Here is a 534-nt window from a genome sequence, read left to right as displayed (position 1 = left end):
CGCCACCGCGTCCTTGGATCTCGTTACCGTCGTGATCGACATGTCTTCTCCACAAGTCGGGCAACGTCTCTTGCCATGGCTTCCAGATCGTCGGCTATGGCAACAAGCGTGTTCGGATCCAAGTCACGGGAAAGACGATAATCCGTTCTTTCAAACTCCCGTGCCATACGGAATAGTGTCCTCGTTGCCCCGTTCATATTCACACCGATTCGGCGGATCTGTTCGGTGTACATATTCAACGCTTTAAGCGTGTCCGGTGGCAGTTCATTGAGCTTAGTTTCCCACCCCGTTGGCAGTGTCATCGCAAGGTTATCCACTGCACCCCGAACCACTTCAGGAACCGTCATATCAAGTCGCTCGGCAACCTCCTTGACGAACCGTTCTTGTTCCTCGTCCAGTCGCAGGGTAAACCGATACGTTTTCGCGGCCATTAATCACCTACCTTCTTCACTCTCACATACCTATACAACTTCTTACGCTTAAGCCGTTTATCTACACCTAGACGTGGAGATCTATTTTTATTAAAAATCATTT

The 534-nt window shown here is 49.8% G+C and carries 1 protein-coding gene; it reads right to left on the bottom strand.

Going from position 1 to position 534, the window contains the following annotated elements:
• Positions 1 to 23: 23 nt before the first annotated feature.
• The gene (locus tag HMPREF3149_RS10825; protein ID WP_070538113.1) at positions 24 to 431 is read right to left on the bottom strand and encodes a hypothetical protein; all 408 of its coding nucleotides are present in this window, start codon (positions 429 to 431) and stop codon (positions 24 to 26) included.
• Positions 432 to 534: the final 103 nt, after the last annotated feature.

It is taken from the genome of Corynebacterium sp. HMSC05E07 (assembly GCF_001807225.1).
Taxonomy (GTDB): domain Bacteria; phylum Actinomycetota; class Actinomycetes; order Mycobacteriales; family Mycobacteriaceae; genus Corynebacterium; species Corynebacterium singulare.
Note: the sequence above shows the minus strand (reverse complement) of the source record. Positions and strands in the feature narration are given on the sequence as shown.